Source organism: Kitasatospora sp. NPDC048662 (assembly GCF_055587065.1).
Window position 1 is genome coordinate 243,593 of sequence record NZ_JBVJHA010000007.1, and the last position, 23,751, is coordinate 267,343.

Annotated in this window: 26 protein-coding genes; 13 read left to right on the top strand and 13 right to left on the bottom strand. The window is 72.8% G+C overall.

Annotation, left to right across the window (positions count from 1 at the left end; all coding sequences use genetic code 11):
• Positions 1–19 precede the first annotated feature (19 nt).
• Positions 20–454, top strand: coding sequence for an Lrp/AsnC family transcriptional regulator (locus ACZ6R9_RS21400; RefSeq protein ID WP_380481480.1), 435 nt, complete (start codon positions 20–22; stop codon positions 452–454).
• A gap of 6 nt (positions 455–460) precedes the next feature.
• Here the strand turns inward: ACZ6R9_RS21400 and ACZ6R9_RS21405 are convergent, their stop codons facing one another.
• Together ACZ6R9_RS21405 and ACZ6R9_RS21410 are read right to left on the bottom strand one after the other, a co-directional pair.
• A complete protein-coding gene (locus ACZ6R9_RS21405) occupies positions 461–1,099 on the bottom strand; it encodes a MarC family protein (RefSeq protein WP_465539628.1) in 639 nt (212 codons plus the stop codon).
• Positions 1,100–1,116: 17 nt separating this feature from the next.
• The gene (locus ACZ6R9_RS21410) at positions 1,117–1,434 is read right to left on the bottom strand and encodes a barstar family protein (RefSeq protein WP_380481477.1); all 318 of its coding nucleotides are present in this window, start codon (positions 1,432–1,434) and stop codon (positions 1,117–1,119) included.
• A gap of 118 nt (positions 1,435–1,552) precedes the next feature.
• Between ACZ6R9_RS21410 and ACZ6R9_RS21415 the strand changes: the two genes are divergently transcribed.
• From ACZ6R9_RS21415 to ACZ6R9_RS21425, 3 genes are all read left to right on the top strand, one after another.
• Positions 1,553–2,116, top strand: a complete 564-nt coding sequence (locus ACZ6R9_RS21415; protein WP_380481475.1) for a DoxX family protein — start codon at positions 1,553–1,555, stop codon at positions 2,114–2,116.
• A 29-nt stretch (positions 2,117–2,145) separates the two neighbouring features.
• Entirely contained in the window at positions 2,146–2,655 is a 510-nt protein-coding gene (locus tag ACZ6R9_RS21420; RefSeq protein WP_465539629.1) for a hypothetical protein, read from the top strand.
• Positions 2,656–2,926: 271 nt separating this feature from the next.
• Positions 2,927–4,714, top strand: a complete 1,788-nt coding sequence (locus ACZ6R9_RS21425) for a glycosyl hydrolase family 18 protein (protein ID WP_465539631.1) — start codon at positions 2,927–2,929, stop codon at positions 4,712–4,714.
• An 85-nt stretch (positions 4,715–4,799) separates the two neighbouring features.
• On the opposite strand, the gene ACZ6R9_RS21430 is transcribed toward ACZ6R9_RS21425, so the two are convergent.
• Positions 4,800–5,363: a MarR family winged helix-turn-helix transcriptional regulator gene (locus ACZ6R9_RS21430; RefSeq protein WP_380481470.1), complete on the bottom strand. Its 564-nt coding sequence runs from the start codon at positions 5,361–5,363 to the stop codon at positions 4,800–4,802.
• A 141-nt stretch (positions 5,364–5,504) separates the two neighbouring features.
• On the opposite strand from ACZ6R9_RS21430, the gene ACZ6R9_RS21435 reads away from it, so the two are divergent.
• Complete coding sequence (locus ACZ6R9_RS21435; RefSeq protein WP_465539633.1) at positions 5,505–6,782, top strand: MFS transporter; 1,278 nt, start codon at positions 5,505–5,507, stop codon at positions 6,780–6,782.
• A 70-nt stretch (positions 6,783–6,852) separates the two neighbouring features.
• Here ACZ6R9_RS21435 and ACZ6R9_RS21440 read toward each other — a convergent pair whose 3' ends face one another.
• On the bottom strand, positions 6,853–7,881 hold the full coding sequence (locus ACZ6R9_RS21440; protein ID WP_380481466.1) for a DNA polymerase III subunit beta family protein: 1,029 nt from the start codon (positions 7,879–7,881) through the stop codon (positions 6,853–6,855).
• A 201-nt stretch (positions 7,882–8,082) separates the two neighbouring features.
• Here ACZ6R9_RS21440 and ACZ6R9_RS21445 point away from each other — a divergent pair, with 201 nt between their 5' ends.
• Genes ACZ6R9_RS21445 through ACZ6R9_RS21455 form a run of 3 tightly spaced genes read left to right on the top strand, consistent with a single transcriptional unit; the run spans position 8,083 to position 10,887 of the window.
• Entirely contained in the window at positions 8,083–9,666 is a 1,584-nt protein-coding gene (locus ACZ6R9_RS21445) for a dolichyl-phosphate-mannose--protein mannosyltransferase (protein ID WP_465539635.1), read from the top strand.
• A gap of 1 nt (position 9,667) precedes the next feature.
• Positions 9,668–10,303, top strand: a complete 636-nt coding sequence (locus tag ACZ6R9_RS21450) for an ABC transporter permease (RefSeq protein WP_465539637.1) — start codon at positions 9,668–9,670, stop codon at positions 10,301–10,303.
• The gene (locus ACZ6R9_RS21455; protein ID WP_465539639.1) at positions 10,300–10,887 is read left to right on the top strand and encodes a TMEM165/GDT1 family protein; all 588 of its coding nucleotides are present in this window, start codon (positions 10,300–10,302) and stop codon (positions 10,885–10,887) included. The genes ACZ6R9_RS21450 and ACZ6R9_RS21455 overlap by 4 nt, the downstream gene beginning before the upstream one ends.
• A 24-nt stretch (positions 10,888–10,911) precedes the next feature.
• On the opposite strand, the gene ACZ6R9_RS21460 is transcribed toward ACZ6R9_RS21455, so the two are convergent.
• Together ACZ6R9_RS21460 and ACZ6R9_RS21465 are read right to left on the bottom strand one after the other, a co-directional pair.
• A complete protein-coding gene (locus tag ACZ6R9_RS21460; RefSeq protein ID WP_465539641.1) occupies positions 10,912–12,213 on the bottom strand; it encodes a peptidoglycan-binding domain-containing protein in 1,302 nt (433 codons plus the stop codon).
• Positions 12,214–12,331: 118 nt separating this feature from the next.
• The gene (locus tag ACZ6R9_RS21465; protein WP_380481459.1) at positions 12,332–13,279 is read right to left on the bottom strand and encodes an AraC family transcriptional regulator; all 948 of its coding nucleotides are present in this window, start codon (positions 13,277–13,279) and stop codon (positions 12,332–12,334) included.
• A 133-nt stretch (positions 13,280–13,412) separates the two neighbouring features.
• Here ACZ6R9_RS21465 and ACZ6R9_RS21470 point away from each other — a divergent pair, with 133 nt between their 5' ends.
• Positions 13,413–13,910 carry an anthrone oxygenase family protein gene (locus ACZ6R9_RS21470; protein WP_465539643.1) on the top strand — a complete coding sequence of 166 codons (498 nt, stop codon included), beginning with the start codon at positions 13,413–13,415 and terminating at the stop codon, positions 13,908–13,910.
• 5 nt (positions 13,911–13,915) lie between these two features.
• Here ACZ6R9_RS21470 and ACZ6R9_RS21475 read toward each other — a convergent pair whose 3' ends face one another.
• From ACZ6R9_RS21475 to ACZ6R9_RS21490, 4 genes are all read right to left on the bottom strand, one after another.
• A complete protein-coding gene (locus ACZ6R9_RS21475) occupies positions 13,916–15,064 on the bottom strand; it encodes a methyltransferase domain-containing protein (protein ID WP_465539645.1) in 1,149 nt (382 codons plus the stop codon).
• Positions 15,065–15,068: 4 nt separating this feature from the next.
• A complete protein-coding gene (locus ACZ6R9_RS21480; protein ID WP_380481453.1) occupies positions 15,069–15,224 on the bottom strand; it encodes a hypothetical protein in 156 nt (51 codons plus the stop codon).
• 146 nt (positions 15,225–15,370) lie between these two features.
• On the bottom strand, positions 15,371–16,213 hold the full coding sequence (locus tag ACZ6R9_RS21485) for a helix-turn-helix domain-containing protein (RefSeq protein WP_465539647.1): 843 nt from the start codon (positions 16,211–16,213) through the stop codon (positions 15,371–15,373).
• Positions 16,210–16,962, bottom strand: a complete 753-nt coding sequence (locus ACZ6R9_RS21490; RefSeq protein WP_465539649.1) for a DUF6879 family protein — start codon at positions 16,960–16,962, stop codon at positions 16,210–16,212. Before ACZ6R9_RS21490 ends, ACZ6R9_RS21485 begins: the two co-directional genes overlap by 4 nt.
• 160 nt (positions 16,963–17,122) lie before the next feature.
• On the opposite strand from ACZ6R9_RS21490, the gene ACZ6R9_RS21495 reads away from it, so the two are divergent.
• From ACZ6R9_RS21495 to ACZ6R9_RS21510, 4 genes are all read left to right on the top strand, one after another.
• The gene (locus ACZ6R9_RS21495; protein ID WP_465539651.1) at positions 17,123–17,755 is read left to right on the top strand and encodes an RNA polymerase sigma factor; all 633 of its coding nucleotides are present in this window, start codon (positions 17,123–17,125) and stop codon (positions 17,753–17,755) included.
• A complete protein-coding gene (locus ACZ6R9_RS21500; RefSeq protein WP_380481446.1) occupies positions 17,752–18,813 on the top strand; it encodes a CU044_5270 family protein in 1,062 nt (353 codons plus the stop codon). Before ACZ6R9_RS21495 ends, ACZ6R9_RS21500 begins: the two co-directional genes overlap by 4 nt.
• A gap of 158 nt (positions 18,814–18,971) precedes the next feature.
• The gene (locus tag ACZ6R9_RS21505) at positions 18,972–19,502 is read left to right on the top strand and encodes a GNAT family N-acetyltransferase (RefSeq protein ID WP_465539653.1); all 531 of its coding nucleotides are present in this window, start codon (positions 18,972–18,974) and stop codon (positions 19,500–19,502) included.
• Positions 19,503–19,521: 19 nt separating this feature from the next.
• On the top strand, positions 19,522–19,836 hold the full coding sequence (locus tag ACZ6R9_RS21510) for an antibiotic biosynthesis monooxygenase family protein (RefSeq protein ID WP_380481442.1): 315 nt from the start codon (positions 19,522–19,524) through the stop codon (positions 19,834–19,836).
• Between the two features lie 259 nt (positions 19,837–20,095).
• Here the strand turns inward: ACZ6R9_RS21510 and ACZ6R9_RS21515 are convergent, their stop codons facing one another.
• From ACZ6R9_RS21515 to ACZ6R9_RS21525, 3 genes are all read right to left on the bottom strand, one after another.
• Entirely contained in the window at positions 20,096–20,920 is an 825-nt protein-coding gene (locus ACZ6R9_RS21515; protein WP_465539655.1) for an ECF transporter S component, read from the bottom strand.
• A 79-nt stretch (positions 20,921–20,999) separates the two neighbouring features.
• Positions 21,000–22,604, bottom strand: coding sequence for an ABC transporter ATP-binding protein (locus ACZ6R9_RS21520; RefSeq protein ID WP_465539656.1), 1,605 nt, complete (start codon positions 22,602–22,604; stop codon positions 21,000–21,002).
• Positions 22,601–23,749 (bottom strand): energy-coupling factor transporter transmembrane component T, encoded by a 1,149-nt coding sequence (locus ACZ6R9_RS21525; RefSeq protein ID WP_465539658.1) that lies wholly within the window; start codon positions 23,747–23,749, stop codon positions 22,601–22,603. The genes ACZ6R9_RS21520 and ACZ6R9_RS21525 overlap by 4 nt, the downstream gene beginning before the upstream one ends.
• Positions 23,750–23,751 lie beyond the last annotated feature (2 nt).

A 23,751-nucleotide genomic window follows, 5' to 3' on the forward strand; every position in this document is an offset into this window, starting at 1 on the left:
GAACGCAAAGGAGCCGAGAATGGACGCGGTGGACCGGCTGCTGCTGGCCGAACTCCAGGCCGACGCGCGGCTGTCGTACAACGAGCTGTCCCGCCGGGTGAACCTGTCCCCGCCGGCGGTGGCGGAGCGGGTGCGCCGGCTGGAGGCGGACGGGGTGATCACCGGCTACCACGCGCACCTGGACCCGGCGAAGGCCGGGGCGGCGGTGATGGCCCTGGTGACGGTGCGCTGCTACGGCCCGCGCTGCGTGCTGCGCGACCCGGAGGTGGCGCACTGGCCGGAGGTCTTCCAGTTGCACCGGGTGACGGGCGGCGCGTGCTGCGTCCTGCTGGTCGGCGTCCCCGACATGCCGGCCTTCGAGCGGCTGACCGACCGGCTGGGCGGCTACGGGCAGCCGACCAGCTCGATGATCCTGTCCAGCCCGGTGCCGTGGCGGGCGATCCAGGCGTCCTGAGGCGGGTCAGTAGCCGTTCATGGCGGGGGCCAGGTGCACGCCGAGGCTCTCCAGCCCGTACAGGAACATCTCCACGCCGACGGCGGCCAGCAGCAGCCCGAGCAGCCGGGACAGCACTTCCAGTGAGGTGCGCCGGCTGGCCCGCAGCAGCGGGGCGAGCAGCAGGACGGACACGCAGTCCACGGCGATCACCGCGACGTACATGGCGGCGACCGTGGAGTGCCAGCCGAGGGTGTCCCGGGTGAGCGACTCGACCAGCAGCGCGGTGATCGCCAGTGGGCTGGCCACGTACGGCAGCAGCAGCTCGCGGATGCCGTCGGCGAGGGGGTTGGCGAGGTGGCCCTCGCTGCTGCCGCCGCCGAGGTGGACGCCGAGCACCAGGGCGACGGCGTAGATGAAGAAGATCACCCCGCCGGCGATCTGCAGCGACTGGTCGGAGATGTGGAACAGCGCCGCCATGACGTTCGCGCTGTACGCCAGCACCAGGCCGACCACGGCGGCGACCAGCGAGGACACCACGGTGAGCTTGCGCAGCTCGGCCGGGGTGCGGGTCTGGCTGAGCTGGGCGAAGGCCAACAGCACCTTGGGCGGGCCGACCACGGCGAAGAAGGTGACGAAGACGGTGCTCAGGTTGATCGCCGACATGCGCCCATGATGGGTGGTCAGCGCAGGCGGACGGTGACGCCACCCTGGCGCAGTACGTCGAGGAGGGCGTCGAAGTAGGAGCGTTCCTCCTCGTCGGGGCCGGTGACCCGGCGGGTGAGGGCCTGGGCGCTGACCAGGGCGTCGCGCCAGACCAGCACGAACGGCGGCTCGGGGGTGAAGCCGCCGCGCAGGACGTCGGCGAGGGCGTCGAGGTTGCGGCCGTAGTAGCCGTCGGGGGCGTGCACGGCCAGGCCGAGTTCGGCCCAGAAGGTCTTCTCGTCGGTGACCCGGTCGCCGTGCAGGACGTACTCGGGTGGCTGCGGTGCGGTGGGCATCGGGAGTCTCCCTACGGGGTGGGGCGGGTAGCCCGGATGGGTTCGCCGGGTCGAGCGGGGCCGGTGCGCACGCTGGGATGGGCCCTACGGTCTTCTCTTCCACACCAGGGGCAACACCATGACCAGTCTGCACCGCAAGGATCTCGGTCTGTTGGCACTTCGCGCGGTCGTCGGCGGTGTCCTGTTCGCGCACGGCGCGCAGAAGCTGTTCGGCTGGTTCGGCGGCGGCGGGCTGGAAGGCACCGCCGCCGCCATGGAGCAGATGGGCTTCGAACCGGGCGGGCGCAACGCGCTGGCGGCGGGCCTGGGCGAGACCGGCGGCGGCGCGCTGCTCGCGGTGGGCCTGGCCACCCCGGTGGCGGGGTCGGTGGTCGCCGGGACGATGGCGGGCGCGATCGCGGTGCACGCCCCGGCGGGCTTCTTCGCGCACGGCGGCGGCTACGAGTACCCGGCGCTGCTGGGTGCCTGCGGCCTGGCGCTGGCGGTGTCCGGTCCGGGCTGCTACTCGCTGGACGCCGCCTCCGGGCACGCGCTGGGCCGCCCGTGGCTGGGCGTGCTGGCGTTCGGTGCGAGCGCGCTGGGCGCCGTCGCGGTGGTGACGCGCCGTCAGGACGAGGTGCGCAGGCGGGAGGCCAGGGCCGCGGACGAGGCGGCCCGCGAGGACGGCACCGGGCTCTCCTGAGCGCCGCGACGAGAGAGGGAGATTCACTGATGAAGCGACAGATCCGGGTGGCCGCGCTCTGTGCGGCGGCCGCACTGCTGGGTTCTGCGGCCCTGGCGGGCTGCACGTCGAGCGGAAAGCCGTCCCCGGCGGTGACCTCGGCGGTGGGTTCGGCCGCGGAGTCGGCGCTGGCCTCGGCCACCGCCGCGCTCGGCTCGGCGGCGGCCTCGCTGGGCGCCTCGGCGCAGGCCGCCGCGTCCTCCGCGCTGGCGAGCGTCAAGGGCGGGCTGAACGTGAAGGGCGATGTGACGCTCGGGACGGTGACCACCGAGTCGGACGGGAAGCTGTCGGTGCCGGTGACGGTCACCAACCACGGTTCCCAGGCGGGCAAGTACGTGATTCAGGTCAACTTCGACGACGCGTCGGGAAACCTGCTCGACGCGACCGTGCTGAGCGTGCCGGAGGTGGCGCCCGGGGCGACCGCGCAGGCCACGGCGCACAGCAACCGTTCGCTGACCGCTCCCGTGACGCCTGTGGTGGCGAATGCGCTGCGGTACTGAGCCGGACACCGAACCTTAAGCGTGGCGTAAGCATCGGATCTCGCTCTTGACGGTCGAGTTGGTCTAGTCCATTTTACTTGGCAGGTGCAGGGAGCCCCTGGGCCGGCGCCGGTGGTTCGGACCACCGGCGCCGGTCCGGCTTATCCCGGACCTGGCGTTTGTGCAGGCCAACGCTCGATTCCCCCTGTCATGCCCCCTGGCTGTGCGGCCCCACCTCGCACGGTTCGCATCCGGGTTTGTCAGGACCCCCACAACCAGGAGTCTCGCAGCCATGCTTCGTTCCGTTTCCCCCCAGCCGCCCACACGGCGGCGCCCCAAGGGCTGGGCCGCGCTCGCGGCCGGCACCGCGGCCTCCCTGCTGCTCGGCGGCACCCTGGCACTGTCCGGCGGCACCGCCCAGGCGGCCCCCACCAACTCGACCGGTGCGCCGGCCACCAGCGGTGGCATCAAGGTGGCCTACTTCGACCAGTGGTCGATCTACACCAACGGCTACTACCTGAAGACCGTGAACGACACCGGCGCCGCCGGGAAACTCGACTACCTGATCTACGACTTCGGGAACATCGACCCCACCAACCTCACCTGTTTCGAGGCCAACAAGGCCGCCTCGCAGAACGAGGACGACCCCAACGCGGGCGACGGCGCGGGCGACTCCTTCGCCGACTACCAGAAGAGCTTCGGCGCCGACATCTCGGTCGACGGCGTGGGTGACACCTGGAACCAGCCGATCGTGGGCAACTTCAACCAGCTGAAGAAGCTGAAGGCGAAGAACCCCAACCTCAAGGTGCTGCTCTCCATCGGCGGCTGGACCTACTCCAAGTACTTCTCCGACGCCGCGGCCACCGACGCGTCCCGCAAGAAGTTCGTGTCCTCCTGCATGGACCTGTACATCAAGGGCAACCTGCCCGTGCAGGGCGGCTACGGCGGCCCGGGCACCGGCGCCGGCATCTTCGACGGCATCGACATCGACTGGGAGTACCCGGGCGGCAACGGCCACACCGGCAACCACTCCTCGCCGAACGACAAGCAGAACTTCACCGCGCTGCTCGCCGAGTTCCGCAGCCAGCTGGACGCCCAGGGCAAGGCGGACGGCAAGACCTACGGCCTGGCGGCCGCGGTCGGCGCCGGTCAGGACAAGATCAAGTACGTCGAGACCGACAAGATCGGTCAGTACCTGACCTTCCTCGACATCATGACCTACGACATGCACGGCGGCTGGGAGGCCCAGGGCCCGACCAACCACCAGGCCCCGATCTACACCAACCCGAACGACCCGATGAACCCCGTCCCCGGCGGCAACGGCAAGTACTCGCTGGACAACGCCATCAAGGCGTACACCGTGGGTGACCCGCAGTACGGCATCCCCGGCGGCTTCCCGGCGAAGAAGATCAACGTCGGCGTCCCGTTCTACTACCGCGGCTGGACCGGCGTCACCGCCGGCAACAACCACGGCCTGTTCCAGCGGGCGACCGGCCCGGCGGCCGGCGGCAGCTACTCGGGCAACGTCAATGGCATCAGGATGTACAAGGAGCTCAACGGCTTCGTCGACAACCCGTCGTACACCTACTGGGACGACGCCGCGAAGGCCGCGTACTTCTACGACGGCAACACCTTCTGGTCGGGCGAGAACGCCCAGTCGATCCAGGCCAAGCTGGACTACGCGCACTGCAACGGCCTCGGCGGCTCGTTCGCCTTCTCGATGTACGACCTGGGCACCCAGACCGCGCTGTTCGACAAGATGGTGAGCGCGACCAACGGCTCCGCCGCGAACTGCCCGGCCGCTCCGACCGAGTCGGCCACCCCGTCGCCGTCCACCTCGGCCTCGCAGTCGGCCGGCCCGTCGCCGTCCACCTCGGCGTCCACCTCCGCCTCGCCGTCGCAGTCGCCGACCACCGGTGCCTGCTCCGCCGCGCCGAGCTGGAACGCGGCCACCGTGTACGCCACGGCGACCAAGGTCTCCTGGAAGGGTCGCTACTACACCAACAAGTGGTGGACCACCGGCGAGGACCCGAGCCTGAGCGGCCAGTGGGGCACCTGGACCGACAACGGTCCGTGCTGAACGGCTTCTGATCGACCTCTCGACCGGCGAGGGGCGCAGGGAGATCCCTCCCCGCGCCCCTCGTCGCGTTTGCCGCCGGGGCGCTTCAGCAGGTGAGGTCGTCGGTGCGGCCGAGGGCGTCCGGCTGGGACTCCTCGATCCGGCGCAGCATCCGGGTCAGCGTGGCGGCCAGCTCGGGGCGGGCCTCGGCGGGGACGTCCTGGAGCGTGTCGGCCTCGAAGACCGCGGCCATCCGCATCAGTTCGATCCACTTGTCGCGGCCGAGCGGGGTGAGCTCGATGATCACCCGGACCCGGTTGGCCTCGTCGCGCTCCCGGGTGACCAGGCCCTCGCTGACCATCCGGTCGATCCGGTGGGTCATCGCGGCCGGGGTCAGGCCGAGCCGCTTGGCGAGCTCGCCCGGGCCGAGCCGGTACGGGCTGCCGCTGAACACCAGCGCCTTGAGCACCTCCCACTCGGCGTTGGTGATGCCGAGGGTGGCCAGCTGGCGGCTGTAGGCCACGTTCATCCGGCGGGAGAGCCGGGAGAGGGTGGAGACGATGGTCTCCACCTGGGGGTCCACGGTGGGGAACTCCCGCTGGTAGAGGGCCACCTGTTCGGCGATGCCGAGTTCGGTGGCGGAGTCGGGCTCCGCTCTGCGTGCGCTCATGCGGACATTGTTCCACGCACCGTGCAGCCGTTAAGCCTTTGACGCGTTAAGGTTTCTATGCTTAGACTTTAGCTCTGAAATCTTACGGGGTAAAGCAGTGGCCGCAGAGGGCCGGCTTTCGGAGTCTTCGAGAGGTGTCCAGTGAAGGAGTGGGGCGGCCGACTGCGTCGCGTCCAGATCGGCAACGCGCTCAGCGCGTTCGGCAGCGGCTTCACGCTGCCGTACATGTTCGTGTACGTGAACGAGGTGCGCGGCCTCGGCTCCGCGGCGGCCGGCGCGGTGTTCACCGTGTTCGCGCTCGCCGCGTTCGCCGTGCTGCCGTTCACCGGCCGCGGCATCGACCGGTACGGCCCGCGCCCGGTGCTGCTGGCCGGCACCGCGATGGCCTCCGCCGGTGCGTTCGCCTTCGGCCAGGCCACGAGCACGCCCGCGCTGCTGATCTCCTCATTCCTGTTCGGCGCCGGCGTCACCACCTGCCAGCCCGCGCTCGCCACGATGATCGTCCGCTGCACCCGCAAGGCCCAGCGCTCCCGCGCCTTCGCGCTCCAGTTCACCCTGGTCAACCTGGGCATGGGCATCGGCGCCCTGGTCGGCGGCCAGATCGTCGACACCGCGGACCCGGCCAGCCTGACCAGGCTGTTCACCATCGAGGCGCTGACCTTCCTCGGCCTGGCCGCCGTCACCGGCACCGCGAAGATGCCCGCGGCGGAGGTCGAGCCGGCCGGCGCGGCCGCCGCCTCCGGCAAGGGCGGTGGGCTGCGGGCGCTGGTCGCCGACAAGGCGATGCTGCGGCTGTGCCTGCTCGCCGGGCTGATCTTCTTCACCTGCTACGGCCAGTTCGAGTCCGGCGTCGCCGCGTTCGCCACCCACACCGTCGGCATCGCGCCCTCCATCCTGGGCCTGGCGATCGGCGCCAACGCGCTGACCATCGTGGTGCTGCAGATGTTCGTGGTCCGGATCACCGAGCGCCGCCGCCGCACCACCGCGATGGCCGCCGCCGGCGTGGTCTGGCTCGCCGCCTGGGGCATGGCCCTGGTGGCCGGTCTGATCCGCGAGGAGCAGCTGGCCGCGACGGTCGCCATCGTCGGGATCTACGCCCTGTTCGGCGTGGGCGAGTCCCTGCTCGCCCCCACCATGGGCCCGATCGTCGCGGACCTCGCCCCGGCGCGGCTGCTCGGCACCTACAACTCCGGCTACGCGCTGGTGAAGCAGACCGCCGTCGCGGTCGGCCCCGCCGTCGGCGTCCTGCTGGTCGGCTCCGGCACCTGGCCGCTCTACCTGGCCTCGATGGCCATCTGCACCCTGCTGATCGTCGCCCTGGCGGTCCGCCTGCGCGGCTTCCTGACGCCCGCGCAGGACAACGTCCGTGTGCTGAACGTTCCGCAGCGCGAGCTGCGGGAGCTGGAGGCGGTGGCCTGACGGCCCCGCCGGTCGCCCGCCCGGGAGGGGTTCTCTCTCCCGGGCGGGCGATTGCCGTTCGGGGCGGGAGTCAGCGGCGGGTGGGCATCAGGAGCGAGAAGGTGTCCTCCCGGGACGGGAAGCGGATGGCCAACGGGGCGATGGGGCCGGTCAGTTCGAGGACGAGCTGGTCGGCGCCGCCCACCGCTTCCAGCAGGAAGTCGCGGTTGACGTGGACCAGCAGCTCGGCCGGGTCGGTGCCGGGGAGGGCATCGGCGGCGGTGGCGGTGAGGGCGGTGACGGGGAAGTCGACGCCGTCCTGGGAGCGGGTCACGGTGGACGGCCCGGTGGCGGCGAGCATGGCGCGCAGCTGGTCGGCCGTCAGGGTCAGACGGTGGGTGGGCTCCAGGCGGACCAGGCGGCGGTAGTCCGGGAAGTCGTGGTCGGCGCGCTCGCCGGAGAGCTCGCGGCCGGCCGCGCGGACGGTGAACTGGGCGCCGTCCAGGACGAGTTCGGCGTCCTCGGCGTCGGCGAGAAGCGCCCGGGCGGCGTCCGCGAGGGCGGTCGGCAGCAGGGCGGAGACGGCCGGGCCGTCCAGTGCGGCCGGGCAGTCGGCGACCGCCAGACGGTAGCGGTCGGTGGCGACCAGGTGCAGGACGCCGTCCTCCGCGTCCAGGAAGATCCCCGCCACGGCGGGCAGCGCGGCGTCGGACGGGGCGGCGAAGCGCACCGCGTCCAGGGCGGCCGCGAGGCGGGCGGCGGGGACGGTCAGTCGGGTCTGCGGCACGGGGAACTCCCTCGAATCGAGCAGGGCACGGACGGTGGAGAGCTCACGGCGGGCATCGCAGAGGCCGTCCTCCAGCCGGCGCAGGTGCGCGTCCAGCTCGGCGCGGGCCTCGGCCGGGGTGCCGGTCAGGACTCTGGTGATACCGGCCAGCGGCAGGCCGACCCGGCGCAGTCTGGCCAGCAGGCGGGCGCCCGGCAGTTGCTCCTCCGCGTACCAGCGGTACCCCGAGTGCGGGTCCACGACGGCCGGGCTGAAGACGCCGGCGCCGTCGTAGAACCGCAGGGCGCTGACGCTCAGGCCGCTGGCGCGGGCCAGTTCGCCGATGCTGCGCATTCTGTTCTCCACGCGATAGACCTTGGGGGCTCGACCTGCTTGAGGGTCAACTCGGTGGTGGAGGTATACCAGCAGGGGCGTGGGCGCCCACCTGCGTTCGGGCAGGCCCGGTCGTGCTCCCCCGGTTGGCGTTCCCCCGTCCCACGGCCGCTAGGATTGCGGACATTGCGGACATGTCGTGAACTTGCGGACGGGGAGGGTATGGCGCTGGCGGTCGAGTCCCGGCAGGCGGTCGTCAAGGCCGCGGCGGCGAGGTCCCGTTCCGGGTGGTGGGGGCCGGTCGGGGTGGCGGTGTTCGCGGGGGTGCTGCGGCTGTGGGACCTGCCGTACCCGAATGCGTTCGTGTTCGACGAGACGTACTACCCGAAGGACGCGTGGTCGCTGCTGCAGCAGGGCTACGAGGCGGTCTGGCCGGACAACGCGAACCAGCTGATCCTCGGTGTGCCGCAGGTGATCCCGCTCAGTCAGACGCCCGCGTTCGTCGCGCATCCGCCGCTGGGCAAGTGGGTGATCGCGGTGGGGGAGCACTTCTGGGGTCTGCATCCGTTCGGCTGGCGGATCATGGTGGCGGTGCTGGGCTCGCTGAGTGTGCTGATGCTGGCCAGGATCGGCCGGCGGCTGTTCCGTTCGACGCTGCTGGGGTGCGTCGCGGCGCTGCTGATGGGCGTGGACGGGCTGCAGTTCGTGATGAGCCGGGTCGGTCTGCTGGACGGCATCGCCGCCTTCTTCGTGCTGGCCGCGTTCGGCTGCCTGCTGATCGACCGCGACCGGACCCGGGAGCTGTTGCGGGCCGCGCGGGCGGAGGGCGGCCGGGCCGGTGACGAGGTGCGGCTCGGGGCGCGTCCGTGGCGGGTCGGGGCGGGGCTGCTGCTGGGCGCGGCCACCGCGGTGAAGTGGAACGGCCTGCAGATCCTGGCCGTGTTCACCGTCCTGACGCTGCTGTGGGACCAGGCCGGGCGGCGGGCGGCCGGTGCGCACCGGGCCTGGCGGGCGATGCTGCGGCGCGATCTGTGGCCGGCCGCGCTGTCCATGGTGGGCAGTGCGCTGGTGGTGTACGTCGGGTCGTGGAGCGGCTGGCTCGCGACCACGGGCGGTTACGGCCGGCAGTGGGCGGACGGCCGGGCCGGGCTGTCCCCGGCGCGCACACCGCTGGTGGACATCCCGCTGCCGCAGGTGTCGATGAGCTGGGTGCCCGCGCCGCTGCGCAGCCTGTGGCACTACCACGCGCAGATGTACGACTTCAATACCGGCCTGTCGTCCCCGCACACCTACCAGTCGAACGCGTGGAGCTGGCTGGTGCAGGGCCGACCGGTGTCCATGTACTGGGAGCAGGTGCCGGACGGACAGCGCGGCTGCCACTCCGCCGAGGGCTGCGCGAGCCAGATCCTGGCGCTGGGCACCCCGTTCCTGTGGTGGACGGCGTGCTTCGCGCTGGCGTACGCGCTGTACCGGTGGTTCTTCCGGCGGGACTGGCGCTCCGGCGCGATCCTGGCCGGCGTCGCCGCCGTCTACCTGCCGTGGTTCCAGTACCAGCACCGGACGACCTTCTCCTTCTACATGGTGCTGCTGGTGCCGTTCCTGTGCCTCGCGGTGGCGCAGCTGCTCGGCGCGATGCTCGGGCCTCAGGGCTGCCCGCCGCGCCGCCGGCGGTGGGGTGCGGCGGGGGCCGGGCTGATCGTCCTGGCGATCGTCGGCTGCTTCGCGTACTTCTATCCGCTGTACACGGCGGAGGTGATCCCGATGTCCGAGTGGCGCGCCCGGATGTGGTTCACCAGCTGGATCTGAGGTGAAGTTGCTTGCCGCAGGCGGGAGTTCGCAGCTTCTGCCGGTCACCTGGCCGCTCGGTGCGGCGTGCGCGCTGCTGCTCGCGGTGGCCGCGCTGGTCGCCGGACGGGGCGGGCTGGGGCACGGGCGGGCGGTGCTGCGGGCCGGGGTGCGGGCGGCCGTGCAGCTGGCGGTCGTCGCGCTGGTGATCGCCTGGGTGGTGCGCTCGCTGTGGGCGTCCCTGCTGTTCGTGCTGTTGATGTTCGCCGTCGCCGTGCGCACCGCCGGGCGGCGGATGGGCGAGGGCCGCGCGGCCCCCGGCGGGCGGTGGGAGTGGGCGTGGGCGGCGGTGCCGATCACCGCCGGGGTGCTGCCGGTGCTGCTCCTGCTGGCCGCCACCGGGCTGCTGCCGCCGAAGGGCCTGAGCGTGATCCCGGTCGCGGGCATCCTGATCGGCGGGGCGCTCACCGCGACCTCGCTGGTGCCCGCCCTCGACCAGACCCGCACCGTCCCGGCGCCCGGGCACCTCACGGGGTGTCGGCGAGACCTTCGGCCGCAGCGCTGTGACCATGAACCAGTGCTGCCGGGCCGAGGCGTCCCCTTCCGCGGGTGCCCCGGGGCCGGCGGCCGCAGACCGAGAGACCTTCGCATCCGATGAACAGCCTGACCATCGCCGCGCTCACGTTCGGCATCATCTTCCTCTCCGAACTGCCGGACAAGACCGCCCTGGCCAGCCTGGTCCTCGGCACCAAGTACCGGGCGGGCTACGTGTTCGCGGGCATCGCCGTCGCGTTCGCCGTGCAGGTCGCGCTCGCCCTGGTCGCGGGCAGCCTGCTGGCACTGCTCCCGCAGCGCTGGGTGGAGGGCGTCACCGGCCTGCTGTTCCTGGTCGGCGCGGGCATGCTGCTGTGGCACAAGGAGGACGAGGACGAGGAGGGCGCGGCCAAGGAACCCGCGAACAACTCGTTCTGGAAGGTGGCCGGCACCAGCTTCGTGATCGTCGCCGTCGCCGAGTTCGGCGACCTCACCCAGATCATGACCGCCAACCTGGCCGCCAAGTACGCCGATCCGCTGGCCGTCGGCCTGGGCTCCTGGCTGGCGCTGTGCGCGGTCGGCGGCATCGCCATCGTCGGCGGGCAGAAGCTGCTGCGGCACGTGCCGATGAAGGTCATCGTGCGGATCGCCGCGCTGGCGATGATCGCGCTGGCCGGGTTCAGCCTGTTCAAGGCGATCACCGGATGACGCCTCGTCAGGCGGCTGCCGGGCTCAGCATTTGGGGTTCTGGGCCATCTCCTGCAACAGGGCCTGGGTCTGTGGGTCGTAGACGCCCGGCTCGATGCCCTTCAGCTTGCCGCGGTACTTCCACTGGAAATTCATCAGCGCGCTCTGCGTCTGGGCGCCGAACCCCGGCTGGTACTTGTCGGTGATGTCCCCGTCGAGCCAGTTGACGGGCATGCAGCTGGCCTTCATCAGCAGGTGCTGAAGCTGCACCACGTCCGGCCCGGTGTCGTTCCGCCGCAGCGTCCGGTTCGCGCTGGGCGAGGGCGAGGACGACGGGCCGGTTGGGGGCGCGGACGTCGGCTCGGCCGGGGCGGTGGTCGGGGCGGTCGCCGGCTTGGTGGCGACGCTCTGGGACGGGCGGGCGGAGCTGCGGGTCGGCGACGGGCTGTCCGCGCTCGCGGACGCGTCCGGGGACGCCTCGGCGCTCGGCGGCGCGCTCGGAGTGGTCGCGGCGGAGGAGGCCACCGCCGGGCCGGTCGGCGCGGGAAGCGCGTGGTCGACGCTGTCCGGCGAGGAGGACAGCAGCATCGCCATGCTCACGGCCAGCGCGGTCACACCCACCGCGCCGCCCGCGATCACCAGCCGCTTGCGGTCGGCGCTGCGCCGCCGCTGCGAACGGCGTTCCGTCCGGCTGACGGGTGCGGCCGACTCGTCCTCGTGGAAGCTGAACATGCCCAGGTCGGCGGCCGGGCGCTCGGGGCCGTCCGGGACCGGGTGGAGCAGCACGGTGGCCGGGTCGGAGTCGGCGGGCACCGGGGGGATCAGCGCGGTCGGCGGTTCGGGCTGCGGCGGCGGGGGGACCACCCGGCCGAGCTGGAACGGGGCGCCCGGCCCGGTCGGCACGGACTGTCCGGGCGGCACGAACGGTCCGGGCGCCGACGGGTCCTGGGCCTGGACGGGCGGCAGCAGCTGCGTCGCGGCGGCGTCCGACTGGTCGGGGAACGGGGCGGGCGGCGGCGCGAAGGGGCCGGCGGCCTGCGGCGGCTGGGCCATCGGCATGTGCGGCGGCTGGGCCATCGGCGCCTGGGGGGTGATCGGCTGCACCGGAGGTGGGGCGACCTGGGAGGTGATCGGCTGCACCGCGGGCGGGACGACCTGGGTGGCGAACGGGTCGGCGGCAGGGTTGCCGGACTCCATCACCGGGGTGTCGGCGACGTACGGGCGCACCAGGTGCGGGCCGTCCAGCGGCGGGAGGACCGCGGTCTGCTCGGTCGGGGAGATCGCCTGACACGCGCAGCTGCCGGCCGGCCCTACGGTGCCGCAGCTGGGGCAGCGATCTGCCGGCATCGGCCGGTCCTCCTCGGGTCGGAATCGAACGGGGTGATTATGCAGGACCATCCCACGGGGCAACAGGGACGCCCGGGCCGGGGTGCGCCCTGGGCGATGTGCCGGGCCGCCGGGTCTGTCAGCCGGCCGCGGCGCCCGCCTGCTCGCGGAACTGCTGGGGGCTGAGCCCGCGGACCCGCTTGAACGCGGCGCTGAGCGCGAAGCCGCTGCCGTAGCCGACCCGGCGGGCGACCGCCGTGAGGGTGGCGTCCGGTTCGGCCAGCAGGTCGGCGGCCTGGGCGAGCCGCCAGCTGGTGAGGTACGCCATCGGGGGCTCGCCCACCAGGTCGGTGAAGCGCCGGGCCAGCGCGGCCCGCGAGACGCCGGTCGCGGCGGCCAGCTCGTGCACCGTCCAGGCGCGCGCCGGGTCGGTGTGCAGCAGGCCCAGTGCGCGGCCCACCACCGCGTCGGCGTGCGCCCGGTACCAGGCCGGGGCGTGCGCGGCGTCGCGGGAGAACCAGCAGCGCAGCGCGGAGATCAGCAGCAGGTCGAGCAGCCGGTCCAGCACCACCTCCTGGCCCGGCTCGTCCCGTCCGATCTCCGCCTCCAGCAGGGCCACCAGCGGCGAGCTCCACTCCTCGGCGGGCAGCCGCAGCACCGGCGGCAGCGCGCGCAGCAGCCGTCCGCTGACCTCGCCGTGCAGCTGGTAGGTGCCGCTGAGCAGCACCGTCGCGGCGTCCCTGGCGGTGCCCCAGGTCCGCACGCCCTGGTCGAGTTCCTCGCACATCCGCTCGCCGTCGGGGGTGGTCGACACCTGCCCCGGGTGGACCACCACCTGCGGCGCGGTCTCCGGCCGGTCGGCGACGGTGTACGGCTCCGGCCCGCGGACGATCGCCAGGTCCCCGGCCCGCAGCGGCACCGGAGGGCCGCCGTCCGGGACGATCCAGCCGTCGCCGCGCACCGTGGTCAGCACCGTCAGCGGCGCCCGGTCCTCGATCCGGATCGCCCACGGCGGGTCGAACACCGACCGCAGCAGGAACGCCCCTTGGGCCCGGGGGCCGGTCAGCAGTGCGGTGAGCGCGTCCATGGCCGCCAGCGTAGACGTCCGGCGCCCGGCCGGGTGGACGCTCACGTATGTCAACGAGCTTCTGGGCCATGGATCTTGGGCTCGTCCACCGAGTTGACTGGGCGCCATGACCAGACGAACGGGGGCCCACGGCATGGCAGTTCTTCGCACGGTGACGCTGATCGGCGCGACCCTCACCGCAGGGCTCAGCGCGGGCCTGTTCTACTCCTACGCCTGCTCGGTGATGCCCGGCCTCGCCAAGGTCGAGGACCGCGCCTTCGTCGACACCATGCAGCGCATCAACGTGGCCATCCTGAACGGCTGGTTCATGCTCAGCTTCCTCGGCGCGCTGGTGCTCATCGTCGCCGCGGGCATCCTGCAGTGGCGCGGCGGCAACCGCACCGTCCTGCTGTGGATCGGCGCCGCCGCCGTCCTCCACCTCGCCATGTTCGTCATCACCAGCGCCGTCAACGTGCCCCTCAACGACAAGCTGGCCGCCGCCGGCGCACCCGACAAGCTCACCGACCCGGCCGCCGTCCGCGCCGCCTTCGAGGACGTCTGGGTCCGCTGGAACCTCGTCCGCGCCCTCACCTCCACCGCCGCCTTCGCCTGCCTGACCTGGGCGCTCGCGCTGTCGGGCCGCAACTCCTGATCCGGTCAGTCCAGTTGGACGGTGTGCGCGCCGTCCGGCGAGACCCTCAGCACGAACCGCTCGAACCCCGGCCGGCCCCGCTCGTTCCACCACCGCCACGCGGCCTCCACCTCGTCCCACAGTCGGCGTGGTCCGGACTGCACCACCTCGAACTCCTCCCGCCCGCCCGGCTCCCAATCGGCCGTCGCCCACGAGGTGACGGCCGTGTCGTGCAACCAGAGCGTGTAGGACCCGTCCCCGTACCGCTCGGTCAGCGGGAAGACCCCGGGGACACGACTGCCGATCGCGAACATGGCCGCCCAGTCGCCGAGTTCGTCCGGCGACAGGGTGGTGGTGGAGCGGACGCCGTCGGCGGGCCACGGCTCCGACAGGTAGGCGCGGCTGTTCGGGCGGGTGGCGCGCTGGGCGCGCAGGCGCATGAACGCGGACGAGTGGACGAACCTGCCGCGGGCGCCGCCGTCCTGTTCCACCGTCAGTTTCACCAGGGCCTCGCCGCCGTACTCCGGCCCCCAGGGTGCGACGATCACCGCGCCCGGGCGGCACTGTTCGATCCAGGCGCGGGGCACCCGCCGTACCGAGCAGGTGGCGATCACCCGGTCGAACGGCGCGGTCGGCTGGTGCCCGGCCGCGCCGTCGCCGACCACGGCGGTGGGGGCGTACCCGGCCCGGGCGAGCCGGCGGTGGGCGTCGGCGGCCGTGCTCGCGTCGACTTCGACGGTGGTGAGGTTCGCCGACCCGAGACGGTGCGAGAGCAGCGCGGCGTTCCAGCCCGTGCCGGTGCCGATCTCCAGCACGCGGTGACCGGGCGCGACCTCCAGGGCCGCGAGCATCGAGAACACCATCGTCGGCATCGAACTCGACGAACTCGGCATGGTTCCTCTGGTGTTGCCGGTGCTCGCCCCGTCGTCCCACTGCGTGGTCAACGGCACGTCCGCGTACACCGCCCGCCACCACGCGGCCGCATCCTCCCGCCGGCTCACCGCGTGACCCTGCTGTACCCCGTCCGCCATCCCCGGCCACACGGTGTCCGGCACGAACAGGTGCCGAGGGACGGCGTGATAGGCCGCGAACCAGTCGGGTTGCAGGGAGCCGTTGGCGATGAGCGCGGAGGCGAGTCGGTCGCGACCGGCCTCCGCGCGCTGACGTGCCGTCACCACGTCAGCGCCCCGTCGCCGGGCCCTGGCCGTCCGAGGTGTTCCCGCCCTCGTCGCTGCCGCCGCCACCGTGCTTGTTGCCGCTGCTGCTGTCGTCCTGCTGACCGCCACCGGATCCGTCGCCGCTGCCGCCGCCGTGCTTTCCGCCGAACGCGGGCATGATGCCTCCTTGTTCTCGCCTGGGGGACGGGCTTCCGTCCCGATGCTCACGCTAGGTGGCGGCGGGTGTGGCGGAGGGGCCTGATTCTCGGTAATTCCCCTGCGAGTGGGAAGAGTTCGCAAACTGGCCCGGATTCCTGCCCGGGCTCAGGTGGTGTTCAGCGCTTGACGGCACCGGGCGATCACCCGCTGGGCGTCCGGGCCGTGGACGGCCGCGCGGCTCAGCGACTCCCACACGCGCAGGTAGAGCGCGACGCTGTCGGGGTCGTCCAGCCAGAGTTCGGCGTGCCAGTCCTCGGCGATGACCAGGCGTTCGTCGTGGACCCAGAACCCGTTGGCGGGCGGCAGCTCGACCGGCGCGTCGAACGGGACGATGCCGAGAGTGACGGTGTCCAACCCGATCACCCCGCTCAGACGGTCGAGTTGGGCGGCCATCACGTTCGGCGGGCAGATACGGGCGCGCAGGGCCGCCTCCCACATGACGATGTGGAAGCGCTTGCCGCGCCGGTACAGCAACTCCTGGCGGCGGATGCGGGCCCGGACGGCCTCGTCGATGTCGCGGGGGGAGCGGTGGAGGCCGACGTAGGCCTCGAAGATGTGCCGTGCGTAGTCCGGTGTCTGGAGCAGGCCGACGATCATCGCGTTCTGCCAGGCCCTTGTAGTGGACGAACGCTCGTACTCGACCGTCAACCGGTCCTGGACCGGCCGGTGTCCGGCCGCCAACTGCCGTCGCCAGGAACGGGATTGCGTCTCGAAAGCGCGAAGCCGGGCCGACAGTTCGGCTGCCGCCCCGGGCTGTCCGACGCCATCCGCCCAGGCCCGTAGATCATCGTGGGTGGCGGTCTGGCGGCCGGTCTCCAGCTTGCTGACCTTGGACTGGGTCCATCCGAGGTGCTCGGCCAGTTGGCGACCTGTGAGACCGCCCTCGGTCCGCAGCTCGCGGAGCCGCAGACCGAGGGCGTATCGGGCCTGTTGGAAATCGGTGGTCACTCGCCGGACGGTACCCCAGCACGGAACTCGCGGTGCGGCACGGCGAAGTGCCAGGCGACGTCCCGCTCCTGGCAGGCCCGGTTGACCCGGACCGGGTCGGTGATCACCTCGATGTCGGTCAGCACGTCGTCGGCGTCGAAGTGCAGCAGGGCGATCACCCGGGAGTCGAACACCCAGGCGTCTTCCAGCGGGAGACCCAGGCGATCCGCGTCCTCTCGCCACAGGTAGCGGACGTCCTCGCCCACGGTGCCGATCTGTTCGGCGTTGTCGAGCAGGTAACGCTGGCCGAGGGTCGGCGGGTTGTCCATGATCCGCACTCGCTCGAACCGCTTGCCCTGCGCGGACTGCACACGGCGGTTGCGGGCCCAGTCGTTGTTCATGTCCCAGGCGGGGTCCTCGCCGGCCACGAACCGGCGGTAGGTCTCGGTCTCCTCGTCGGAGCGGTACTGGCGGCGGGTCTCCAGCCGGAAGGCCGTGTGCTGGAAGGTGTGGAACATCGACTCGAACTCGTCGTAGCTGATCAGCACCGGCTCGCGCTCGGTGGCACGCGGCGCGAAGTCCGCGAGCAGGACACGAGGCACCGTCACAAACCCCTCGCCGGGCTTGATGTTGCGGAACTGGGCCACCTCCGCCGGGTCCGTGACCAGGTCGCCCTGCACGATCACCTGCCCGGTCTCCTCGTCCTCATACAGCGTCGGGCAGCCGTCGCTTCCGGAGTTGCTGCCGATGTAGCGCAGTCGACGGGTCATGTCTCCCTGTTCCCTCCTGTTGGCGGTCGGCGTCAGAATGCCCGCGCACGAGGCGCGGCGGGGCGCTGATTCGCGAATATTCGTCCGTAGGGGCGGGCGTGATGTGGGTCACGGGAACTCGAGGGCGGGCGCCGGACAGAGGATAGGGGTGATCACAGATATGCGAACCCGGGTGCGGGCCGGGGACCCGGGTGTGTTCGGGGAGTTGTTCGACCGGTATGCGCGGACCGTCTACAACCATGCGTTCCGGCTGACCGCGGACTGGTCGGTCGCCGAGGACGTCATGTCGGCGACGTTCATGGAGGCCTGGCGGTTGCGCGGCAAGGTGGGGGCCGAGGGCGGGTCGTTGCGGCCGTGGTTGCTGGGCATCGCGACGAACCTCGCCCGCAACCACTGTCGTAGCAACCGGCGTTACCGGGCGGCGGCCGCGGCGCTCGCTGCGACGGGGCCTTCGGTGGTGGAGACACCCGACCACGCCGAGGAGGTGGCCGGGCAGGTGGACGACCGGCGGCGGATCGCCGCGACGATGGCCGCGATGGGCACGTTGCGCCGGGCTGAGCGCGAGGTCCTGGTGATGTGCCTGTGGGAGGGGTTGGAGTACACCGAGGCGGCCGAGGCCCTGGGCATTCCGGTCGGGACCGTGCGTTCCCGGCTGTCCCGCGCCCGCACCAAGCTGCGCAAGCTCGCCCATGCGGAACTGGCGGCGGGAAAACGGGAACCCGCCCGCCGTCCTCGACAGATGAATGGGGACCGCGCGACAGCGGTCCGGCCCGTACCGGAAGGAAACCGATGAACGCCAGCCCCTCCCAGCCGCTCCCGGCTGATCGGACGGAGGCCGATGGCCTCCTGCCGACCGTGGAGCGGGATCTGCCGTCGGGTCGCCACCAGTTCCACAAGGAGCGCCTGATGGCCCAGATCCACGAAGACCTCGCCAACGCCACCCCCGTCCGCGCCCCCCGGCGGCGCAACCCGTTCCTGCGCCGCGTGGTCCTGCTGCCGGTGGCGGCGTCCGTCCTGGCCGGCGCCGTCGTGGTCGGTGCCGGCCTGAGCCGGGGCAGCGACCCGGTCGAGGCCATCGCCCCCGGCACCGCACCCGTCCTGACCACCGACATCCGCCCCGCCGACCCGAAGGGAGCCGTCCAGCTGCTCGACCGGATCTCGATGGTCGCCCAGGAGAGCACGGCCCCGCAGGCGCGTGCGGGCCAGTTCGTCTACATCGAGTCGAAGGTCGCCGGCACCTCGGTGTGGTCGGTCAACGGCAAGGACTCGGCGGTCAGCGAGGAACTGGACACCCGGCGGAGCTGGAAGTCGGTGGACGGCCACAAGGGTTGGCTGATCGACCGGCGGAACAAGGACGGCATCTCGCTGGACACGACGGAGGCGCCGGCCCTCAACGCGCCGTCCTACAACTACCTGGCCGCCCTGCCCACCAACCCCGACGACCTGCTGAAGAAGATCTACGCGGAGACGGCGGGCCACGGCCCCGGCCCCGACGCGGAGGCGTTCACCACCATCGGCGACCTGCTCATCGAGAGCTACCCGTCCCCCCAGCTCACGGCCGCGCTCTACAAGGCCGCCGCCAAGATCCCGGGCGTGACCAAGGTGGACGACGCGGTCGACGCCGCCGGCCGCCACGGGGTCGCGGTGGCCCGCTTCGAGGAGAAGACCGGCGTGCGCACCGAGTGGATCTTCGACAAGTCCTCGCTCGCCTTCCTCGGCGAACGCACCGTCCAGGTCGAAGGCACCTCCGGCGGCGGCCTGATCAAGCCCGGCACGGTCATCTTCACCAACGCGATCACTTCCCGTGCCATCGTCGACGGCATGAAGCAGACCTCCGCGCAGTCGGCCTGACCAGCCTGGACTCGTCACCCGAGCCCGGACGTTCGCCCGCCCCTCCCGACTCGATTCGACCCGAGCCGGGAGGGGCCGGGGATTCCGCACTGAGACCCCGTTGTCCGGGTGCGGGCTGCCCGCCGGATACTCGTCGGACGACCCGACCCGGAGGCAGCGTGAGCCAGTTCAAGCCCGAAGAGATCCGCACCGACCGACTGGACCTGCTGCCCCTGCGGGTCGAGTACGCCGAGGAGATGGCCGCCGTGCTGACCGACCCCGGCCTGTACGCCTTCATCGGCGGTGCGCCGGACACCGCGCAGGCCCTGCGAGCGCGCTACGAGCGGTGGGTGGCCGGCTCGCCCGATCCCGAGGAGTCCTGGTGCAACTGGGTGATCCGGCTCCGTGACGAGGCCTGTCTGGTGGGGACGGTCCAGGCGACGGTCACCACCGACGGCTGTGGGGCGGTCGCGGAGATCGCCTGGGTGGTGGGAACGCCCTGGCAACGGCGCGGCATTGCCGCCGAGGCGGCCCGGGGGCTCGTCGCCCGGCTCCGGCAGCTCTCGGTGCACACGGTCGTTGCGCACATCCACCCCGAGCACACGGCGTCCGCCGCCGTCGCCACCGCGGCCGGACTCGCGCCCACTGACCAGTGGGAGGACGGAGAGGTCAGGTGGCAGCTGGGCGGGCCTGCGGGTGCGGGGGTGTGAGGTGGGGGAGGATGGCGGCATGAGCGTTGTGAAGATCAATGTGCTGACTGTCCCTGCTGAGCAGCGGGAGGTGTTGGAGCAGCGGTTCGGCTCGCGGGCCGGGGCTGTGGAGGGTGCGGACGGGTTCGAGTGGTTCGAGCTGCTGCGGCCGGTGGAGGGGACGGACCAGTACCTGGTGTACACGCGGTGGCGGGACGAGGAGTCGTTCCAGGCGTGGATGGAGGGCCCGATGAAGTCCGCGCACCAGGGCGGGGGCGACCGGCCGAAGCCTGCGGCGACGGGGTCGACGGTGTGGTCGTTCGAGGTGGTGCAGTCGGCCGGGCCGAAGGCGTAAGTACACGGGGAACCAGGGCCGGTCTCGGCGGAGGCCGGCCCTCTGCATGGGACTGCGGCAGAACGTCAAGGCCGGTCTGTACGCCGCAGGTTGGAGGGCGGGCCCACCGGAGCTCGCCTGGGGGAGTCGTTCCGGGGCTGGTCACCGGCGGCCGAACTCGCCTTCACCCGGCGGACGGAGTGGGCCACCGAGCGCGACGTCACGTACGGGCTGGGGTCTCGGCGGCGGAGGTGCGGAAGACGCACTGGGAGCTGGCCGATCAGTGGAAGGCGGCGCGGCGGGTGGCGCGGCGCAGGGTGCGCAGGAGGGGGCCGCCGACGGTGAGGCAGAGGACGGCGGTGAGGGCGGCGCGGGGGAGGTCCCAGCCGAGGGACGTGGTGAGGCAGTAGAGGGCGAAGCGGGTGAGGTTGGCGGGGAGGGGGTCGCCGGGGACGAAGGAGATCGAGGTGCTCAGGCCGCCGATGTAGGGCCAGCCCTGGAGGTTCATCACCACGCCGTAGCCGATGGCGGAGACGACGCCGTAGAGGGCGAGGAGGACGAGTTCGGCGCGGCCGCGCAGGCGGGCGGCGCCCGGGAGGAGTCCGGCGCCGAGGCAGACCCAGCCCATGGCGAGCATCTGGAACGGCAGCCAGGGTCCGACGCCGCCGGTGAGCAGGCCGGAGGCGAACATCGAGAGCGCGCCGAGGACGAAGCCGAAGCCCGGGCCGAGGGCGCGTCCGGCGAGCACCATCAGGAAGAACATCGGCTCCAGTCCGGCGGTGCCGGCGCCGAGCGGGCGCAGGGCCGCGCCGGCGGCGGCGAGGACGCCGAGCATGGCGACGGCCTTGGCGTCCAGGCCGGGTGCGCCGGTGGCGTGGCGGCCCTCGGAGAGTTGGGCGACCAGCACGGCGAGCAGTAGCGGCAGCAGCAGGGCGAACAGCCACGGCGCGTCGGTGGAGTGGCCGACCAGGTCGGAGTCGCGGGCGGCGAGCAGCGGCCAGCCGAACGCGGCGACGCCGATCGCGGAGACCAGCGCGAGCACGAGCACCGAACGCCGCCCGAGCGGGACGGGCCGGGCGAGTTCGAGGGACGGCCGGCCGCTCATCGGGGGCACTCCGGGGTGGCAGGCACGTACGGCGGGACGGGGCCGGGCACGGGACGGGTGGCGGGAAGGGGGTGCGGCGTCATGGCAAGTCCCGTAGGGCGAGGGCGACTTCGGGGACGGTGAGGTACGGGGGGAGGATCTTCGCGGTCTGCGGGGCGAAGGTGGGGGAGGCGAGGACGACCTCGGGGGTGGGGCCGTCGGCGACGATCTCGCCCTCGGCGAGGACGGCGGTGCGGTGGGCGAGTTCGGCGGCGAGTTCGACGTCGTGGGTGGCGAGCAGGACGGCGTGGCCGTCGGTGGCGAGGGTGCGCAGGATGTCGACGAGCCGGGCCTTGGCGGCGTAGTCGAGGCCGCGGGTGGGTTCGTCGAGGAGGAGGACGGGGGGCCGGGCGGCGAGGACGACGGCGAGGGCGAGGGTGAGGCGCTGGCCCTCGGAGAGGTCGCGGGGGTGGCGCTGGTCGTCGATGCCGGGGAGCAGGGTGGCGAGGATGCTTCGGCAGCTTCCGGGTTCGGCGTCGGCGTCCTGGTCGGCGGCGGCGCACTCCTCGGCGACGGTTTCGGCGTACAGCAGGTCGCGCGGGTCCTGCGGGACGAGGCCGACGGAGCGGATCAGGTCCTTGGGGCGGGACTTGTGCGGGGTGAGGCCGTCCACGCGGACGGTGCCGGAGTCGGGGGCGTGCAGGCCGACCAGGCTGCCGAGCAGGGTGGACTTGCCGGCGCCGTTGCGTCCCATCAGCGCGGCGATCTGGCCGGGGAACAGGGCGAGTTCGACGCCGCGCAGGGCGGGGACGGGGCCGCGGGAGACCACCAGCCGGGAGACCGTGGCGATCGCGGGGTCCGACGGCGCCGCAGGAGGAACGACGACGGGCGCGGGCAGCCGCTCGCGCAGCGTCGCCGCGCGCCGCCGGGCGTCGCGGACGGTGAGCGGCAGCGGGTTCCAGCCGGCCAGCCGCCCGAGGTCGACCACCGGGGGCCGGACGGGGGAGCGGGCCATCAGGGTGGCGGGGTCGCCGAGCACGGGGGGCTGGCCGGGGCCGGGGAGCAGCAGGACCTGGTCGGCGTACTGGACGACGCGTTCCAGCCGGTGTTCGGAGAGCAGGACGGTGGTGCCGAGGTCGTGCACCAGCCGTTGCAGGACGGCCAGCACCTCCTCGGCGGCGCCCGGGTCGAGCGCCGAGGTGGGCTCGTCCAGCACCAGCACCTTGGGGTGGACGGTCAGCACCGAGCCGATCGCCACCCGCTGGCGCTGGCCGCCGGAGAGTGCGGAGAGCGCGCGGCCGCGCAGTTCGGCGAGGCCGAGCAGGTCGAGGGTCTCCTCGACCCGGCGGCGCATCACGGCGGGGGGCAGGCCCAACGACTCCATGCCGTAGGCGAGTTCCTCCTCGACCGTGTCGGTGACGAAGTGCCCGGCCGGGTCCTGGCCGACGGTGCCGACCACGTCGGCGAGGTCGCGCGGCCGGTGGGTTCGGGTGTCGCGGCCGGCGACGGTGACCCGGCCCTCCAGGACGCCGCCGGTGAAGTGCGGCACCAGGCCGGAGACGGTGCCCAGCAGGGTGGACTTGCCGGCGCCGGACGGGCCGACCAGCAGGCACAGTTCGCCCTCGGGAATGGTCAGGTCGACGCCGCGAAGGGCGGGTTCGGCGGCGTCGGCGTACCGGACGCCGACCTGCTCGAAAGTGATCACCGGTTGCTCCGGGGCGGTTCGGGGGTGACGAAGGCGGGCAGCAGGCCGAGCAGCACGGCCGCGGCGGGCAGCAGCGGCAGTCGGGGTGCGGTCGGTGGCACCACCGACGGGGTCAGGGCCTCCGGCCAGCGGCCCGCGTACCAGATCAGGGCGGCCGCGACCAGCGCGCCCGAGAGGGCGGTCAGCCACTCCGGGAGCGCCCAGGGGTCGGGCCGGTACCGGGTTCTGACGGAACGCCGGCTGCCCAGGGCGAGCCCGGCGGCGGACGCGGCGACGCCCGCCAGCAGGGCGGGAAGGGCCCAGGCGTGGCTGCCCGCGGTGAGCAGCCCGTAGCTGGCGCTGCACACGGCGAGCAGCCCGGCAAGCGTCAACACGCCTGCGATGCGTACCAGTTGGCGCGGCACGTCGGCGGTGCGGCCGAAGCCCCGGGTGTCCATCGCGGCCGCCAGCGCCACCGAACGCTCCAACGCGCCCTCCAGCACCGGCAGTCCGACCGACAGCACCGCCCGCACACCCCGGTCGGTGCGGCCGCGCAGCCGACGGGCCGCGCGCAGACGGCGGACGTCCGCGACCAGGTTGGGCGCGAACGTCATCGCCACCACGGCCGCCACGCCCGCCTCGTACAGCGCGCCCGGCAGCGAACGCAGCAGCCGCGACGGCGAGGCCAGCGCGTTGGCCGCGCCCACGCAGGCCAGCAGGACCGCCAGCCGCAGGCCCTCGTACAGCGCGAACAGCACGCCCTCCAGGCTCACCGAACCACCCAGCCGGACGCCCTGCGCCCAAGCGGGGAGCGGGAGTTGGGGGAGGGTGAACAGGACGTGGGTGCCGCCGACGGGCGAGCCGAGCACGATCGCGAACACCAACCGGGCGGCCAGCACCAGCAGGCCGAGCCGCAGGAACGCCGCGTACGAGCGGGCCCACGGCGCTTCGCCGCGCCGGGCCGCCACCACGAAGCCCGCCACCGCCAGGATCAGCAGCAGGAGCAGCGGATTGGTGGTCCGGCTGGCGGCCGCCGCGAGGCCCAGCGACCACAGCCACCACGCGCCCGGGTGCAGCTGCCGGGGCAGCGAACGGCTGTGCACCGCCCCCGGGTTCGCGGACCCGGAGGCGGTCGGAGCGGTGCGGCGCAGACGGTGGACGGACATGG

Bases quoted from the DNA above. Each gene is read 5' to 3' on its own strand.
- ACZ6R9_RS21430 (WP_380481470.1), bottom strand. From the start codon at position 5,363: ATGAGCGCACGCAGAGCGGAGCCCGACTCCGCCACCGAACTCGGCATC.
- ACZ6R9_RS21490 (WP_465539649.1), bottom strand. From the start codon at position 16,962: ATGACCCGTCGACTGCGCTACATCGGCAGCAACTCCGGAAGCGACGGC.
- ACZ6R9_RS21515 (WP_465539655.1), bottom strand. From the start codon at position 20,920: ATGAGCGGCCGGCCGTCCCTCGAACTCGCCCGGCCCGTCCCGCTCGGG.
- ACZ6R9_RS21415 (WP_380481475.1), top strand. From the start codon at position 1,553: ATGACCAGTCTGCACCGCAAGGATCTCGGTCTGTTGGCACTTCGCGCG.
- ACZ6R9_RS21445 (WP_465539635.1), top strand. From the start codon at position 8,083: ATGGCGCTGGCGGTCGAGTCCCGGCAGGCGGTCGTCAAGGCCGCGGCG.
- ACZ6R9_RS21480 (WP_380481453.1), bottom strand. From the start codon at position 15,224: ATGCCCGCGTTCGGCGGAAAGCACGGCGGCGGCAGCGGCGACGGATCC.
- ACZ6R9_RS21460 (WP_465539641.1), bottom strand. From the start codon at position 12,213: ATGCCGGCAGATCGCTGCCCCAGCTGCGGCACCGTAGGGCCGGCCGGC.
- ACZ6R9_RS21465 (WP_380481459.1), bottom strand. From the start codon at position 13,279: ATGGACGCGCTCACCGCACTGCTGACCGGCCCCCGGGCCCAAGGGGCG.
- ACZ6R9_RS21440 (WP_380481466.1), bottom strand. From the start codon at position 7,881: ATGCGCAGCATCGGCGAACTGGCCCGCGCCAGCGGCCTGAGCGTCAGC.
- ACZ6R9_RS21405 (WP_465539628.1), bottom strand. From the start codon at position 1,099: ATGTCGGCGATCAACCTGAGCACCGTCTTCGTCACCTTCTTCGCCGTG.
- ACZ6R9_RS21420 (WP_465539629.1), top strand. From the start codon at position 2,146: ATGAAGCGACAGATCCGGGTGGCCGCGCTCTGTGCGGCGGCCGCACTG.
- ACZ6R9_RS21500 (WP_380481446.1), top strand. From the start codon at position 17,752: ATGAACGCCAGCCCCTCCCAGCCGCTCCCGGCTGATCGGACGGAGGCC.
- ACZ6R9_RS21400 (WP_380481480.1), top strand. From the start codon at position 20: ATGGACGCGGTGGACCGGCTGCTGCTGGCCGAACTCCAGGCCGACGCG.
- ACZ6R9_RS21455 (WP_465539639.1), top strand. From the start codon at position 10,300: ATGAACAGCCTGACCATCGCCGCGCTCACGTTCGGCATCATCTTCCTC.
- ACZ6R9_RS21495 (WP_465539651.1), top strand. From the start codon at position 17,123: ATGCGAACCCGGGTGCGGGCCGGGGACCCGGGTGTGTTCGGGGAGTTG.
- ACZ6R9_RS21425 (WP_465539631.1), top strand. From the start codon at position 2,927: ATGCTTCGTTCCGTTTCCCCCCAGCCGCCCACACGGCGGCGCCCCAAG.
- ACZ6R9_RS21410 (WP_380481477.1), bottom strand. From the start codon at position 1,434: ATGCCCACCGCACCGCAGCCACCCGAGTACGTCCTGCACGGCGACCGG.
- ACZ6R9_RS21525 (WP_465539658.1), bottom strand. From the start codon at position 23,749: ATGTCCGTCCACCGTCTGCGCCGCACCGCTCCGACCGCCTCCGGGTCC.
- ACZ6R9_RS21470 (WP_465539643.1), top strand. From the start codon at position 13,413: ATGGCAGTTCTTCGCACGGTGACGCTGATCGGCGCGACCCTCACCGCA.
- ACZ6R9_RS21510 (WP_380481442.1), top strand. From the start codon at position 19,522: ATGAGCGTTGTGAAGATCAATGTGCTGACTGTCCCTGCTGAGCAGCGG.